The organism is Streptomyces crystallinus (genome assembly GCF_039521265.1).
GTDB classification, from domain to species: Bacteria; Actinomycetota; Actinomycetes; order Streptomycetales; family Streptomycetaceae; genus Streptomyces; species Streptomyces crystallinus.
In genome coordinates this window covers 13571-27645 of sequence record NZ_BAAACA010000004.1, presented here as the reverse complement: position 1 = coordinate 27645, position 14075 = coordinate 13571, and the positions used below count along the sequence as shown (strand labels likewise).

Genomic DNA, 14075 nt, shown 5'->3' with positions numbered 1-14075 from the left:
GCTGCCGCGCCGACTGTCGCGAACCCCTAGTCGCGATCTATCGCGTTTGGGTACGCTGACCCCGTGGACGAATCCGTGGACCTCGAAAAGCACGCCGGGCCGCAGCCCCTGGAGCCCGCCCCGCTGCGCGCCTCCGACGCCGACCGCGACCGGGTCGCCGACATCCTGCGCGAGGCGCTCGCGGAGGGCCGGCTGGACGCGGAGGAGCACGCCGAGCGCATCGACGGCGTCTACCGCGCCAAGACGGTGGGCGAGGTGGAGCCGCTCGTACGGGATCTGCCCGCGGCGGCCGACGGCGCACACCGTTTCGGCGCGCCCTCCACCACGTCGCCCACGCCCGCGTATGCGACCGCACACGCCGAGGACGAGGCCGCCGGGCCGGTCGCGGCCGAGAACCTGGTCGCCGTCTTCTCCAGCTCCACCCGCAAGGGCCGCTGGCGCATCGGCCGCCGCACCAACGCCTTCGCCCTCTTCGGCAGCGTCGAGATCGACCTCACCGAGGCCTATTTCGAACAGCGGCTTTCCGTCATCAACGCCACCTCCGTCTTCGGCAACATCGAGGTCCGCGTCCCCGAGAACCTCACCCTGCGGGGCAGCGGGACCGGCGTCTTCGGCAACTTCGAAGTGGACACCCTGGAGGCCGAGCACCCCGAGGCACCCGTGGTCGTCGTCAATGGATACTCGGTATTCGGCAACATCGAGGCCAAGCCCAAGCGCGGCAAGCGGATCGCCGACCTCCACGACCGCCTGCGCAAACGCCTCGACTCCTGACGCGTCGCGTCCGCACACTTTTGGTCAACGGCGCACGATCGCGATTTCGGACAACGGAACTCAGTGCATAGGCACGCGCACAGCGGGTAGGGACTGTCGCATCGTCGCTCGCTCGCGAAGCCGTCGTCAGCCGTCGTCAGGAGTTGGCCGTGCTGCATCCGCCGCATCAGTCCCTGCAGGTCGCCGTCGCAGTCCCGCCGCAGCGCGGCCCAGCTCGGGAGGACCAGGCGGGCCCGTGGCACACGGAGGCGGTCTGCCGCCGGGACGAGGCGGGGCTGTTCTTCGCGCCCTCCAAGGAGCCGACGGCCGCGCGCCTGTCGCGCGAGGAGGCCGCCAAGCGGGTCTGCGCCCGCTGCCCGGTCATGGTCGAGTGCCGCGAGCACGCCCTGCTGATGCCCGAGCCGTACGGGGTGTGGGGCGGTCTGACGGCGGCGGAGCGGCGTGTGGTGCTGGCCCGCCGGCGCCGGCGCGAGGTCGAGCTGAAGAAGGCCGCGTCCGCCGCCTGACGCGCGCGTACGTACGCGAAGGGGCGCCCCCGTCCGCACAACGGGGGCGCCCCTTCACGTACGTACCCGAGGGTGGGCGCTACTTCGCCCGGTCGAAGTCGATCTGGCTGTAGGCGCGCAGCTTCGACAGCCGGTGGGTGGAGTCGATCTGGCGGATCGTGCCCGACTTGGAGCGCATGACCAGCGACTGCGTGGTGGCGGTCTCGGCCCGGTAGCGCACCCCGCGCAGCAGCTCGCCGTCGGTGATGCCGGTGGCGACGAAGAAGACGTTGTCGCCCGAGACGAGGTCGTTGGTGGACAGCACCCGGTCGAGGTCGTGCCCGGCGTCCAGCGCGCGCTGGCGCTCGGCGTCGTCCTTGGGCCAGAGCTTGCCCTGGATGGTGCCGCCGAGGCACTTGATGGCGCAGGCGGAGATGATGCCCTCCGGCGTGCCGCCGATGCCCATCAGCAGGTCCACGCCGGTGCCCTCGCGCACGGCCATGATCGAACCGGCGACGTCGCCGTCGGAGATGAACTTGATGCGCGCCCCGGTCTCCCGGATCTCCTTGACGATGCCCTCGTGGCGGGGGCGGTCGAGGATGACGACGGTGACGTCCTCGGGCGAGGAGTTCTTGGCCTTGGCGACGCGCCGGATGTTCACCGACACGGGCGCGTTGATGTCGACGAAGTCGGCGGCCTCGGGCCCGGTGACGAGCTTGTCCATGTAGAAGACGGCCGACGGGTCGAACATGGTGCCCCGGTCGGCGGCGGCCAGCACCGCGATCGCGTTGGGCATGCCCTTGGCGTTGAGCGTCGTGCCGTCGATCGGGTCGACGGCGATGTCGACCTCGGGGCCGGTGCCGTCGCCGATGCGCTCCCCGTTGTAGAGCATCGGGGCCTCGTCCTTCTCGCCCTCTCCGATGACGACGACGCCGTTCATGGAGACGGTGGAGACGAGGGTGCGCATGGCGTTGACCGCGGCGCCGTCGGCGCCGATCTTGTCACCGCGCCCGACCCAGCGGCCCGCTGCCATGGCGGCGGCCTCGGTGACCCGCACCAGTTCCAGGGCGAGGTTGCGATCCGGAGCCTCGGGCGAGACCTCGAGTTGGGGCGGCAGGTTGTGCTCGGTCATCGGAGCGCACCTTTCTGTACGGCGACGGCCGGGAAAAGAGGGTGCTTGGACTCTATCGTTACGTCGACAAAATGAGCAGTGGGGGCCACGTATGAGCAGCGACATGACCTGAGACCATGGGTGTGTGGCAGGAACACGTGGCAAGCAGAGTGTGCGGAACATGCTGCAGTCGTTGGCGGTGATCGGTATCGCCGTGGCTGTGATCTACATGTTCGTCCCGCACGACGGCAAGAAGGACCCGGTCAAGGCGGTCGACTACCGTGTCGAGCTCCTGACGGTCCGGCGTGCCGCGCCGTACCCGGTGGCGGCGCCGGTCGGGCTCCCCGACCAGGACAAGTGGAAGGCGACCTCCGTCACGTACGACGGCCAGGCCGACAACGCCTGGCACCTGGGCTTCCTGGACCCGGACAAGGAGTACGTGGCGATCGAGCAGTCCTCGGCGCCCGACCGGGACAAGTTCATCAGGTCGGTGGCCAAGAAGGCGACGAAGACCGAGCACACCCAGCAGATCGCGGGCGCGACCTGGCGCCGCTGGGAGGGCCCCAAGTACGACGCGCTGGTCCGCGAGGACAAGGGCTCCACGACCGTGGTCACCGGCACGGCGGGCTTCGCCCAGCTGGAGCGGATGGCGGCGGCACTGGAGCTGAAGAAGGCCTGACGCCTGACGCCTGTGGGGCGTACGGGTCGGTTGCGGTTGCGGTACGGCGAAAGGCCGCCGCACCCCCGGGGCGGGGTGCGGCGGCCTTTCGCGTCTTCCGGCCGTGTCGGGTGACCCGGGGCTCAGACGGTGGTGACGACGTCCTCGTACGACAGGCGCGGGCTGCGCGGGTACGAGGCGTCCTCGCCCGGCTTGCCGATGTTGACGACCATCAGCGGGGTGTGGTCGCCGTCCAGGAACTCCTTCTGGATCCCGGCGGCGTCGAAGCCGGTCATCGGGCCCGCGGCGAGCCCGGCGGCGCGCACGCCCACGATGAAGTACGCGGCCTGGAGCGCGGCGTTCAGACCGGCGGCGTTCTCACGGGCCGGGCGCTCGCTGAAGAACACGTCCTTGGCCTGCGGGAAGGCCGGGAAGAGCGTCGGCAGCTCCTCGTGGAACTCGTTGTCGGCGGCGAGGATGGCGACCAGCGGGGCGGTGGCGGTCTTGGCCCGGTTGCCCTCGGCCATGTGCGCCACGAGCCGCTCGCGCGCCTCGGCCGAACGCACCAGCACGATCCGCAGCGGCGTCTGGTTGAACGCGGTCGGCCCGTACTTGACCAGGTCGTAGATCGCCTGCACCTGCTCCTCGCTCACCGGCTCGTCGGTGAACGTGTTGGCGGTACGGGCCTCACGGAAGAGGAGGTCCTGGGCGGCGGGGTCAAGGACGAGAGACATAACGAACCTTCCGGACTTACGGGGATTCCGCTTGCGGGGGATTCAAGCGGCGATCGCCACCGTACGCCGGAGTTAGGTTAAGTTTCAACTAACCGGGGGGTGTGGTGATCGGCCTCACAGGGGGGACGATTTCCAGCCATGTGGGAGCGCCCGGCCTTTGTCTGCGGGTGTGTGGTGGGTCGCTCGCGCAGTTCCCCGCGCCCCTGGGGAGGACGGCCCGCTCGGGCGGTTCTGCGCGCCGCTGAAACCCTCGTTCGTCTGCGGACCGTGGCCGGTTGCTCGCGCAGTTCCCCGCGCCCCTAAAAGCGTGTGGCTGAGCTGGGTTCTCCGGCAGCCCGCGCGTACCCCAAAGCCGGTGGCTGAGCTGAGCTTCCCGGCCAGGCGGACTACCTAAGGGGCGCGGGGAACTGCGCGAGCAACCGTCCACTCAGCCGCAGACGAGGACCGGGCCAAAAAGGGGCGCGGGGAACTGCGCGACCAGCCCACCACTCACCCGCAGACGAGGACCGGGCGCAAGAAGGGGCCCGGGGGTCCGGAGGGGAGACTCACCCCTCGGCTGAAAGCGCCGCGTCGAGCCGAGCCCGAGCCCCCTCCAACCACCGCCGGCACACCTTCGCCAGCACCTCCCCCCGCTCCCACAGTGCCAACGACTCCTCCAGCGTCGTCCCCCCGGCCTCCAGCCGCCGTACGACGTCGATCAGCTCGTCCCGAGCCTGCTCGTACCCGAGCGACTCGGACGACGCCGACGCCCCGGCGGGGGCCGCGCCGGCTCCCGCCGACGGCACGTCACCCTCACCCGTCACGCCCTCGTCGTCCCCGCCCGACTCCACCTTCACACCCATACCCGTCACCCTACGCATCCGTCCCGACGACAACCGTGAACTCCCCCTCGGCCACCCTGGCCCGCAACGACTCGCCCCCCGCGACCTCCCCCGGCGCCCGCACCACCGCCCCCGACTCCCGCTGAAGCACCGCGTACCCCCGCTCCAGCGTCGCCGCCGGGGACAGCGCGACCACGCGCGCGCGGGTGTGCGCGAGCTCGGAGTCGGCGCGGTCCAGCAGATGGCCGAGCACCCGGCGCGAGCGGTGCACCAGCGCGTCCACCTCGTCCGCCCGGTCCTCCACCATCCGGTGCGGCCGGTCCATCCAGGGGCGGCCCAGCACCCCGGCCAGCCCCCGCTCCTCCCCGTCGACGAGCCCGACGACATGGCGCCGCGCCCGGTCCCGCAGCATCCTGACCCGGTCCAGCTCCTCCCCGACGTCGGGGACGACCTTCTTCGCCGCGTCCGTCGGCGTGGACGCCCGCAGGTCCGCGACCAGGTCGAGCAGCGGCGCGTCCGGCTCGTGCCCGATCGCCGACACGACCGGCGTACGGCACTCGGCCACCGCCCGTACCAACTGCTCGTCGGAGAACGGCAGCAGGTCCTCCACACTGCCGCCACCGCGCGCGACGATGATCACGTCGACGTCCGGCAGCGCGTCCAGCTCCCGCACCGCCGCCACGACCTGCGGCACCGCGTGCACCCCCTGCACCGCCACGTTGCGCACCTCGAAGCGCACCGCGGGCCAGCGCCGCCGCGCGTTCTCCAGCACATCGCGCTCGGCCGCCGAGGCGCGGCCCACCACCAGCCCCACCAGCTGCGGCAGGAACGGCAGCGGCCGCTTGCGGTCGAGCGCGAACAGCCCCTCGGCCGCGAGCGACTTCTTCAACTGCTCGAGGCGCGCGAGCAGTTCCCCGATGCCCACCGGCCGTATCTCCGCGGCCCGCAGCGAGAGCTGACCGCGCGGCGCGTACCACTCCGGCTTCGCGTGCACCACGACCCGGGCGCCCTCGGCGACCACGTCCGCCACCGCGTCGAACACCTGCCGGTAGCAGGTCACCGACACCGAGATGTCGTGCGAGGGGTCGCGCAGGGTCAGGAACACCACCCCCGCGCCCGGGCGCCGCGAGAGCTGGGTGATCTGCCCCTCGACCCACACCGCCCCCAGCCGGTCGATCCAGCCGCCGATGAGCCGCGACACCTCACCGACCGGCAGCGGCGCCTGAGCACTCGTATTCAGACCCATGTACGCAGGCTAACGGCCCCCACTGACACCGCCGCCGAACGCGCCGCCACCGGCTGGCTACCCGACACGGCCGAACCGGTCCGCCCCCTGCACCATCAGCACCCCGGCCCCCAGCACCAGCCAGACCAGCCCGACCACCTGAGCCGTCCGGGTGGCCTCCCACATCACCGCCACGATCACCGCCGCCCCGAGCAGCGGAAGCACCACATGCGCCAGCCAATTGGGCGCGCCCGCGCGGCGCCGTACCGCGTACCAGCCGATCACCGAGGCGTGCAGCAGCAGGAACGCCGTCAGCGCGCCCATGTCGACCACCGAGACCAGGTGGTCCATGCCGTCGTCGCGCCGGGCCGCCCAGACCGCCGCGACCATCGTCACCACGGCCGCCACGAGCAGCGCCGCGCGCGGTACGCCCGAGTCGGTGCGCGCCAGCACCCTCGGCAGCCGCCGCTCGCGCGCCATCGCGAAGACCAGGCGCCCGGCCGCGGCCTGCCCGGCCAGCGCCGCGAACGCCGCCCCGATCGCCTTGCTCACCGCCACCAGGTCGTGCAGCCAGGTGCCCACGGCCGCCTCCACGGTGTCGTAGAAGGCCGAGCCCTGGCGCCCGGGGTCGGCCGCCAGTTCGGCCGACGGCGTCGGCTCCAGGAGCGCCGCCAGATACGTCTGCGCCACGAACAGCACACCCGCGAGCGCCAGACAGAACAGCACCGCGCGCGCCACCTTCCCCGACCCGCCGGTCACCTCCTCCGCGAAGGAGGCGATCGCGTCGAAGCCCAGATACGAGAGCACCGCCACCGAGACCGCGCTGAGCACCGCCGCGGTCGAGAACCCGGCGTCCCCGGCCAGCGGCGACAGCCAGTCGCGCCGCGCCCCGTCCCGTACGAGCACCACGGCCGCCGCGACCACGAACACCAGCAGGACGGCGATCTCCATCGCGAGCACCGCGAACCCGACCCGCGCCGCCGCCCGTACGCCCCAGAGGTTGAGCGCGGTCGTGATCACCACCGCCAGCGCCGTCCACACCCACCGGGACACCTCCGGCACCAGCGAGTGCATCGCGATCCCCGAGAACAGGTACGCGACGGCGGGGATCAGCAGATAGTCGAGCATCGCCATCCAGCCCGCGACGAATCCGGCCCCCTCGCCGAGCCCCGCGCGCGCGTAGGCGAAGACCGAGCCCGCCTGCGGGGCGACGCGCACCATCTGGGCGTAGCTGAATGCGGTGAACGCCATGGCGACGGTGGACACCACGTAGACCAGCGCCACCGCCCCGTGCGACTTCGCGTCGAGCGTCCCGAAGATGCCGACGGGCGCCATCGGGGCGATGAACAGCAGCCCGTACACCACGAGGTCACGGAACCCGAGGCTGCGCCGCAGCCCGCCGCCCCGGCGCCCCGGCGGGCCTTCCTCGCTCTCTTTGTCGTGCGCACTCATGCGGCCAGTCTCGTCGGCCGGGCGGTCCTCGGCCCGCCGGGCAGGGCAGGGGTGTCGGACCCCGGCCGTACCATGGAGCGCATGACTGCAACGCCTGCCCGCCGTGTCCTGCTCGCAGCACCCCGTGGCTACTGCGCGGGTGTGGACCGCGCCGTGATCGCCGTCGAGAAGGCCCTGGAGCAGTACGGGTCGCCGATCTACGTGCGCCACGAGATCGTCCACAACAAGTACGTCGTGCGGACCCTGGAGAAGAAGGGCGCGATCTTCGTCGACGAGACGGCGGAGGTCCCCGAGGGCTCGATCGTCATGTTCTCGGCGCACGGCGTGGCGCCGACCGTGCACGCGGAGGCGGCCGAGCGCAAGCTCGCCACCATCGACGCGACCTGCCCCCTGGTCACCAAGGTGCACAAGGAGGCCGTCCGCTTCGCCAAGGAGGACTACGACATCCTCCTGATCGGCCACGAGGGCCACGAGGAGGTCATCGGCACCTCCGGCGAGGCCCCCGACCACATCACGCTGGTCGACGGCCCGGGGGACGTGGCGAACGTCGAGGTCCGCGACGAGTCGAAGGTCGTCTGGCTCTCCCAGACGACGCTCTCGGTCGACGAGACCATGGAGACGGTGGACGCGCTCAAGCAGAAGTTCCCCCTGCTCCTCTCCCCGCCGAGCGACGACATCTGCTACGCGACGCAGAACCGCCAGATCGCGGTGAAGCAGATGGGCGAGGACGCGGACCTGGTCATCGTGGTCGGCTCCAAGAACTCCTCGAACTCGGTCCGCCTGGTCGAGGTCGCCCTCGGCGCGGGCGCGCGCGACGCCCACCTGGTGGACGGCGCCGACGAGATCGACGAGGCGTGGCTGGAGGGCGTGCGCACGGTCGGCCTCACCTCCGGCGCGTCCGTCCCCGAGATCCTGGTCGAGGGCGTACTGGAGTGGCTCGCCCAGCGCGGCTTCGAGGACGTCGAGATCGTCAAGGCGGCCGAGGAGTCGATCACGTTCTCGCTGCCGAAGGAGCTGCGCCGCGACCTGCGCGCCGAGGCGGCGGAGCTGTCCGGGAAGTAGCCCCTGGTCAGGGCGGTGGTGTGGGTGACTGTCAGTGCCCGCCCGTAACGTGGTGTCCATGAACGTGTTCGGAGTGGACATCGGCGGGTCCGGGATCAAGGGTGCTCCCGTGGACCTGGAGCGCGGCGACCTGACCCAGGAGCGGTTCAAGGTCCTCACACCGCACCCAGCGACGCCGGAGGCGGTGGCGGACGGCGTCGCGGAGGTGGTCGGCCAGTTCGGCTGGTCGGGCCCGGTCGGCATCACCTTCCCGGGTGTCGTCACGGGCAACACGATCCGCACCGCGGCCAACGTCGACGACGCCTGGATAGGCGTGGACGGGTCGCGCCTGCTCACCGACCGCCTCGGCGGCCTGCCGGTGACGGTGATGAACGACGCGGACGCGGCGGGCGTGGCCGAGATGAGCTTCGGCGCGGGCCGCGGCCGCAAGGGCACGGTAATCCTGCTGACGTTCGGCACGGGCATCGGCAGCGCCCTCTTCCTCGACGGCCGCCTGGTCCCCAACACCGAGCTGGGCCACCTGGAGCTGCACGGCCACGACGCGGAGAAGCGCGCCTCGACCAAGGCCAAGGAGGACGAGGACCTGAGCTGGTCCCACTGGGCCCACCGCGTCCAGAAGTACCTGGCCCACGTGGAGATGCTCTTCTCGCCGGAACTGTTCATCATCGGCGGCGGAGTGAGCCGCAAGGCGGACAAGTTCCTGCCCCTGATCGAGGGCATCCGAGCGGAGATGGTCCCGGCGGAGCTGCAGAACAACGCGGGGATCGTGGGGGCGGCGATGACGGCGGGGCGGGGGTAGGGCGGGGGACCCGGGCCGGTCCGGGGTGGCCGGAGGGGCGCGTCCGGGGCGGGCGGGTCCCGACGGCCATCGGTGGCCAGCGACGGCCGCCGACGGGCAGCGACGGGGACCTCGGCGGTCCCGGGGCCCAGCCGTGGCGAAAGGCCAGCCGTAGCGGAGGTCGCGGCCGTGGCAAAAGCCGCAGCCGTGGCGAAAGCCTGGCCCTCGCGAAAAAGCGCGGCCCTCCCGAAGAATGCCCTCCGAAGCCCGGCTCTCCGACGCCCGGCCTACCGCCTGGGGCTGCTCCCGGGGCCAGGCGGCGGGGGTCCGGCCGGGCGGGGCCCGCGTCGTCGCCCCATCAGCCGTACCTTCCGTACGCTCGCGATCACCCCGGCCACCAGCGTCCCGCCGTACAGCCAGCCGGCGTGCAGGGCGAGGGCGGTGACCACGGCCATGGCCTGGCCGCCGATGCCGCCGGAGCCGCCCGCGATGGGCACGATGCCGAAGGCGAAGGCGATCGGGACGCTGATGGGTGCGCTGACCAGGTCGGCGGGGCGTACCCAGAGCGCGGTGACAGCGCTCACCGGCAGGAACAGCACTCCGTAGACGGCCGGTGAGCCGTCGAAGAGCAGCCAGTCCAGGCAGCCGAGCAGGAACATCACAGCGGCGGCGAAGAGTCCGCCGCCGAGGCTGGTGAGGCGCGGCTGGGGGAGCCGGCGCAGGGCGAGGACGAACGGAGGGGCGGGCCGGGCCGCGACCCGGTACACGGCGGCCGCCTCCCCGGCGGGGACCGGGGGCCCGAGCGGCGCCCGCCCGGAGGTACGGCCGGGCGCGCGTCCGGCCGGTGCGTCGGCCGTACGTGCTCGCTGTCCGGGCTGCGGGGTGCGCGTCCTGTATTGCTCCACCGCACCAACGTAGGTCGCGAGAGGGGAGGAACCACCCATGGGACACGCCCTTTGGGTGAGCTTGGCGTTGCGTTCGACGCGAAACCGACCCCGGGGCCGGTAGGGACGGGCCGGGGCGCCGAGCCGGTGAGGGCCGTCGCCGACGCCACGGCACGCCCGTAAACTGGTGAGTCGGCCCCCATCCGCGGGGGCGTCGGCCCCCGGCCCGGGGGCGGACGGACCATCACCCTCGTACCGGGAAGTCGCCACGTGTCGCTCACGATCGGAATCGTCGGTCTGCCGAATGTCGGCAAGTCGACCCTGTTCAACGCCCTGACCAAGAACGACGTGCTGGCGGCCAACTACCCGTTCGCCACCATCGAGCCGAACGTCGGCGTCGTGGGCGTCCCGGACCCCCGCCTCGACAAGCTCGCCGAGGTCTTCTCCTCGCAGCGTGTGCTCCCCGCCACGGTCGACTTCGTCGACATCGCCGGCATCGTGCGCGGCGCCAGCGAGGGCGAGGGCCTGGGCAACAAGTTCCTGGCGAACATCCGCGAGTCGGACGCGATCTGCCAGGTCATCCGCGCCTTCAAGGACGAGAACGTCGTCCACGTCGACGGCAAGGTGTCTCCGAAGGACGACATCGAGACGATCAACACCGAGCTGATCCTGGCCGACCTCCAGACGATCGAGAAGGTCCTGCCGCGCCTCCAGAAGGAGTCCCGGATCAAGAAGGACGTCGCTCCGAAGGTGGCGGCGGTCGAGGCGGCGAAGGAGATCCTGGAGAAGGGCGACACGCTCTTCTCGGCCGGGATCCTCCAGGGCTCGGAGAAGGCGGAGCTCCTCCACGACCTCCACCTCCTCACCACGAAGCCGTTCCTCTACGTCTTCAACGTCGACGAGGACGAGCTCACCGACGACGCCTTCAAGGCCGAGCAGCGCGCGCTGGTGGCCCCGGCCGAGGCGATCTTCCTCAACGCCAAGCTGGAGCAGGACCTGGCCGAGCTCGACGAGGCGGACGCCCTGGAGCTCCTCCAGTCGGTCGGCGCCGAGGAGCCGGGCCTCGCCACCCTCGCCCGTGTCGGCTTCGACACCCTCGGCCTCCAGACGTACCTGACGGCCGGCCCCAAGGAAGCCCGCGCCTGGACCATCAAGAAGGGCGCCACGGCCCCCGAGGCGGCCGGTGTCATCCACACCGACTTCCAGAAGGGCTTCATCAAGGCGGAGGTCATCTCCTTCCACGACCTCATCGAAACCGGCTCGGTCGCCGAGGCCCGCGCGAAGGGGAAGGCGCGGATGGAGGGCAAGGAGTATGTGATGCAGGACGGGGACGTGGTGGAGTTCCGCTTCAACGTCTGAGCGGATGAAATAACACCACGTCGCTGACGTGGCAAGCAGGCAGGTCAGAAGGGGCCGGGCTCTTGAGAGCCCGGCCCCTTCGTCGACCCGTGCTGGATCGGTGCTGGATATTCTGACCTGGCGTCAGGAACGTTCAGGTGTCGTAGACGGTGGAGCGATGTCCGACGTGGACCACCCACACCACCAGCTCGCCGTTGTCGATCGTGTAGATCACGCGATAGTCGCCGACCCGTAGGCGCCGACGGTCGGGCTGGGAGACCAGGGCGGTGGTGTTGAACCCCAGCGGGTCGGTCTCCAGCTCGGTCAGCTTGGCCAGAATACGCAGAGCCATGTCTCGCGGGACCTTGCGGAGCTCGGCCTGAGCCTCGGGTCGAAAGACGGTGCGGTACTCACTCACTGCGCGCCAGCGTCTCCCTCATGATGTCCTCGATCGGGATGCCGGGTGCCGGGTTGGCCATGCGCTCGTCGATGATCCGGTTGATCTCGCGCTCTTCCCACTCCTGGTACTTGCGCAGGACTTCGATGGAGACGACGGCGGCGACCTGCTTGCCGCGGCGCGTGATCACCGTGGGTACGTCGTCGCGGTCCGCGCGCTCCACGACCTCCGCCAGATGGGCGCGCACATCGCGGATGGACTCTATGGGCAGGGGCTGAGTCATGCGCTCAAGCGTACCGAGTGTTCCATGTGTACACAATGTCGGCAGTCGGGCGGCCCACCCCAGCCCCGGCGCGGTGGTGTCAGTCTGTCGAGGTCCAGGGTGATCTCGAAGGGCACCGGGCGCTTGAGGGTGCCTCGGAAGATGTCGGCGGGGGCGTAGACGCTGGTCGGTTCGTCGAGTTCGTAGATGTGGACGACGGGTGTGCCGTCCTCGTCCTCGATGCACCAGTAGTGCGGGATGCCGGCCTCTGCGTACTTGCGGAGTTTGACCGTGCGGTCGCGGTGGGCGGACTCGGGGGAGACGACTTCCACGACGAGCTTCACGTCCTGCGGTGCGTACCAGGTGCGGTCGGGGTCGTACGGGAGGTTCGTCAGCAGGAGGTCCGGCTCGGGGCGGTTGCGGGCGTCGAGGCGGATCGTCATCTCGCGCTCGACTTCGAAGCCTGTCGGGGCTTGCGCCATGAGCGCCGTGGTCAGTCCGGTGACGAGGCGGCCGTGCCAGGACCGCCGGGGCGACACCATGAGGACGAGTGCTCCGTCGATGAGCTCGGTGTGCCGGGGCGCCTCGGGGAGGCTGTCCAGGTCCTCCGCGAACCAGCCTTCCGGGCGAGGCGGGCGCATCCAGACGGGCAACCCGGTCATGGCTTTACGGTAGCGGCCCACAGCTCAAGCGGGAGATCCAACGACGCATTTTGGCTTCTCGGGCCCCTGAACGATGGGAGAGCGCTCGGCGGAGCCTCATGGCTCCACCGAGGCGATCACATACGCTCGGCCTGCCTTTCCGCCTTCCTGGTCATCCAGGACTGGCAGGCCCATCGGGTGAGCCCGCCTGCGGCAAGGGACACGAGAACGGCTCCCCAGTCAATGACGTGAGGCAGCCCGGGGAGCAACGCGAACAAGGCGAGTGCGGCGGCGAGGCCTGCGAGGAACGCGGCGATCCCGGCTCGGCGCCGCAGCGTCTCCCACGCTGGACCCTGACGCTGTCCCTGTCCCTGCTCGGTCATGGAGCTCTCACTTCGTGATGTGGTGGCACTGGCTCACGCGCCGTACTCCGTTGACATGGAGGTGGGCGCACGCCTTGCCATAACGAGGCAGCGTCTGGGGAGAGTTGTTCCGCATCGGGTCGATTTTGCATTCGCTGTGTGTCCGGCCGCGTGAGGTGCGGTAGGTCCGGTTGTTGGTGTCGGCGTAGGTGAAATCGATGCGCCAGTTGCAGAACCCGCTGCTGAGCGCCCCGACGAAGGCGCAGTCCACGCCCGCGTTCTGGTAGGTGATCTTCCTGCCGCCGCCTCGGATGATGTGCGTGAACATGCAGCCCGTCGGGATCTTCATGGTCACACCGCCCACGCTGTAATCGAAGGTGCGCACGGGAGTCGACCCGATCGCTGTCGCGTGTGCGGCTGAAGGCACAGTGAGGATGAGGGCTCCCGCAGTGGCCAGTGCGGTGGTCAGGCGCGCGATATGAGCACGTAACAAGGTGATCCCTTTCTGGTATCTCCTGATAAGTACCTGGGACAACCGCGCCCCGTGGTGATCAGTTGCTGGATTCCGGTCGATTCACCGCCTTGAGTGATCAACAGGCGAGCTGGTTGACCAGCAGAAACGTTCAAAAGGGGCCGGAAGTGCACCGAAGGATGAGCGGAGTGGGGGCTGGCCTACTCGGCGGGCAGCTCCAGCATCGGCTTCGAACGAGGCGGCGTCCTCCTCGTCGGGGGCGTACGGGAGGAAGCCTTCGGGGACCGTGCGGGCTGGGGTGGTCAGGAGGCGGGTCAGGGCCTTCTGCTCGGTGGCCGGGGGGAGTCGGAGGGTGGTGAGGAGGCGGTCGCGGACCGTCGGGTGGTTCGGATGGTCGGCGCGGTAGTCCGCGTTGAGTGTCGGAGGGCGGAAGCCCGCCAGGGCGTCGTGCCACGACGGGAGGACGATCGCCAGCGTCAGCGCCTCGGCGGGGGACTCGGCGATCAGGGAAGCCCGGCCCTCGGAGTCGGTGTAGAGGACGGTACGGGGGCCGCCGGGCACGGCCGGGCCGCAGAAGTAGTAGGTGCCACTCGCGTTGCAGCCGGCGATGGGCTCCACCAGG

The 14075-nt window shown here is 70.7% G+C and carries 17 protein-coding genes; 6 read left to right on the top strand and 11 right to left on the bottom strand.

The window, feature by feature from the left end:
* The first annotated feature begins 75 nt into the window (after positions 1-75).
* Positions 76-771 carry a DUF1707 SHOCT-like domain-containing protein gene (locus ABD236_RS02150; RefSeq protein ID WP_344069724.1) on the top strand — a complete coding sequence of 232 codons (696 nt, stop codon included), beginning with the start codon at positions 76-78 and terminating at the stop codon, positions 769-771.
* Positions 772-920: 149 nt separating this feature from the next.
* Positions 921-1277, top strand: coding sequence for a WhiB family transcriptional regulator (locus ABD236_RS02145; RefSeq protein WP_067163559.1), 357 nt, complete (start codon positions 921-923; stop codon positions 1275-1277).
* Positions 1278-1356: 79 nt separating this feature from the next.
* On the opposite strand, the gene glpX is transcribed toward ABD236_RS02145, so the two are convergent.
* On the bottom strand, positions 1357-2388 hold the full coding sequence (gene glpX, locus ABD236_RS02140) for a class II fructose-bisphosphatase (protein ID WP_067163561.1): 1032 nt from the start codon (positions 2386-2388) through the stop codon (positions 1357-1359).
* A gap of 124 nt (positions 2389-2512) precedes the next feature.
* Between glpX and ABD236_RS02135 the strand changes: the two genes are divergently transcribed.
* The gene (locus ABD236_RS02135) at positions 2513-3046 is read left to right on the top strand and encodes a DUF4245 domain-containing protein (protein WP_344069237.1); all 534 of its coding nucleotides are present in this window, start codon (positions 2513-2515) and stop codon (positions 3044-3046) included.
* 122 nt (positions 3047-3168) lie between these two features.
* Here ABD236_RS02135 and ABD236_RS02130 read toward each other — a convergent pair whose 3' ends face one another.
* The 4 genes from ABD236_RS02130 to ABD236_RS02115 form a co-directional block, all read right to left on the bottom strand.
* Positions 3169-3759, bottom strand: a complete 591-nt coding sequence (locus ABD236_RS02130) for a malonic semialdehyde reductase (RefSeq protein ID WP_344069234.1) — start codon at positions 3757-3759, stop codon at positions 3169-3171.
* A 545-nt stretch (positions 3760-4304) separates the two neighbouring features.
* Positions 4305-4601 (bottom strand): exodeoxyribonuclease VII small subunit, encoded by a 297-nt coding sequence (locus ABD236_RS02125; RefSeq protein WP_425543802.1) that lies wholly within the window; start codon positions 4599-4601, stop codon positions 4305-4307.
* Between the two features lie 10 nt (positions 4602-4611).
* On the bottom strand, positions 4612-5826 hold the full coding sequence (xseA, locus tag ABD236_RS02120; RefSeq protein ID WP_344069231.1) for an exodeoxyribonuclease VII large subunit: 1215 nt from the start codon (positions 5824-5826) through the stop codon (positions 4612-4614).
* 57 nt (positions 5827-5883) lie between these two features.
* A complete protein-coding gene (locus ABD236_RS02115) occupies positions 5884-7257 on the bottom strand; it encodes an APC family permease (RefSeq protein WP_344069228.1) in 1374 nt (457 codons plus the stop codon).
* Between the two features lie 72 nt (positions 7258-7329).
* Between ABD236_RS02115 and ABD236_RS02110 the strand changes: the two genes are divergently transcribed.
* On the top strand, positions 7330-8319 hold the full coding sequence (locus tag ABD236_RS02110) for a 4-hydroxy-3-methylbut-2-enyl diphosphate reductase (protein ID WP_344069225.1): 990 nt from the start codon (positions 7330-7332) through the stop codon (positions 8317-8319).
* Between the two features lie 58 nt (positions 8320-8377).
* On the top strand, positions 8378-9118 hold the full coding sequence (ppgK, locus tag ABD236_RS02105) for a polyphosphate--glucose phosphotransferase (protein ID WP_344069222.1): 741 nt from the start codon (positions 8378-8380) through the stop codon (positions 9116-9118).
* Positions 9119-9384: 266 nt separating this feature from the next.
* On the opposite strand, the gene ABD236_RS02100 is transcribed toward ppgK, so the two are convergent.
* A complete protein-coding gene (locus ABD236_RS02100) occupies positions 9385-10002 on the bottom strand; it encodes a DUF6542 domain-containing protein (protein WP_344069219.1) in 618 nt (205 codons plus the stop codon).
* A gap of 249 nt (positions 10003-10251) precedes the next feature.
* Here ABD236_RS02100 and ychF point away from each other — a divergent pair, with 249 nt between their 5' ends.
* Positions 10252-11340: a redox-regulated ATPase YchF gene (ychF, locus tag ABD236_RS02095; RefSeq protein ID WP_344069216.1), complete on the top strand. Its 1089-nt coding sequence runs from the start codon at positions 10252-10254 to the stop codon at positions 11338-11340.
* A gap of 133 nt (positions 11341-11473) precedes the next feature.
* Here ychF and ABD236_RS02090 read toward each other — a convergent pair whose 3' ends face one another.
* The 5 genes from ABD236_RS02090 to ABD236_RS02070 form a co-directional block, all read right to left on the bottom strand.
* Entirely contained in the window at positions 11474-11737 is a 264-nt protein-coding gene (locus ABD236_RS02090; RefSeq protein WP_344069213.1) for a type II toxin-antitoxin system RelE family toxin, read from the bottom strand.
* The gene (locus ABD236_RS02085) at positions 11730-11999 is read right to left on the bottom strand and encodes a type II toxin-antitoxin system Phd/YefM family antitoxin (protein WP_100828042.1); all 270 of its coding nucleotides are present in this window, start codon (positions 11997-11999) and stop codon (positions 11730-11732) included. Before ABD236_RS02085 ends, ABD236_RS02090 begins: the two co-directional genes overlap by 8 nt.
* Positions 11996-12640 carry a Uma2 family endonuclease gene (locus ABD236_RS02080; RefSeq protein WP_344069205.1) on the bottom strand — a complete coding sequence of 215 codons (645 nt, stop codon included), beginning with the start codon at positions 12638-12640 and terminating at the stop codon, positions 11996-11998. Before ABD236_RS02080 ends, ABD236_RS02085 begins: the two co-directional genes overlap by 4 nt.
* A 369-nt stretch (positions 12641-13009) precedes the next feature.
* Positions 13010-13330 carry a hypothetical protein gene (locus ABD236_RS02075; protein WP_344069718.1) on the bottom strand — a complete coding sequence of 107 codons (321 nt, stop codon included), beginning with the start codon at positions 13328-13330 and terminating at the stop codon, positions 13010-13012.
* 225 nt (positions 13331-13555) lie between these two features.
* Complete coding sequence (locus tag ABD236_RS02070) at positions 13556-14071, bottom strand: hypothetical protein (protein WP_344069202.1); 516 nt, start codon at positions 14069-14071, stop codon at positions 13556-13558.
* Positions 14072-14075 lie beyond the last annotated feature (4 nt).

Coding starts and splice junctions, on each gene's coding strand:
- glpX (WP_067163561.1), bottom strand. CDS start 2,388: ATGACCGAGCACAACCTGCCGCCCCAACTCGAGGTCTCGCCCGAGGCT.
- ABD236_RS02110 (WP_344069225.1), top strand. CDS start 7,330: ATGGAGCGCATGACTGCAACGCCTGCCCGCCGTGTCCTGCTCGCAGCA.
- ABD236_RS02085 (WP_100828042.1), bottom strand. CDS start 11,999: ATGACTCAGCCCCTGCCCATAGAGTCCATCCGCGATGTGCGCGCCCAT.
- xseA (WP_344069231.1), bottom strand. CDS start 5,826: ATGGGTCTGAATACGAGTGCTCAGGCGCCGCTGCCGGTCGGTGAGGTG.
- ABD236_RS02075 (WP_344069718.1), bottom strand. CDS start 13,330: ATGAAGATCCCGACGGGCTGCATGTTCACGCACATCATCCGAGGCGGC.
- ABD236_RS02125 (WP_425543802.1), bottom strand. CDS start 4,601: ATGGGTGTGAAGGTGGAGTCGGGCGGGGACGACGAGGGCGTGACGGGT.
- ABD236_RS02080 (WP_344069205.1), bottom strand. CDS start 12,640: ATGACCGGGTTGCCCGTCTGGATGCGCCCGCCTCGCCCGGAAGGCTGG.
- ppgK (WP_344069222.1), top strand. CDS start 8,378: ATGAACGTGTTCGGAGTGGACATCGGCGGGTCCGGGATCAAGGGTGCT.
- ABD236_RS02115 (WP_344069228.1), bottom strand. CDS start 7,257: ATGAGTGCGCACGACAAAGAGAGCGAGGAAGGCCCGCCGGGGCGCCGG.
- ABD236_RS02130 (WP_344069234.1), bottom strand. CDS start 3,759: ATGTCTCTCGTCCTTGACCCCGCCGCCCAGGACCTCCTCTTCCGTGAG.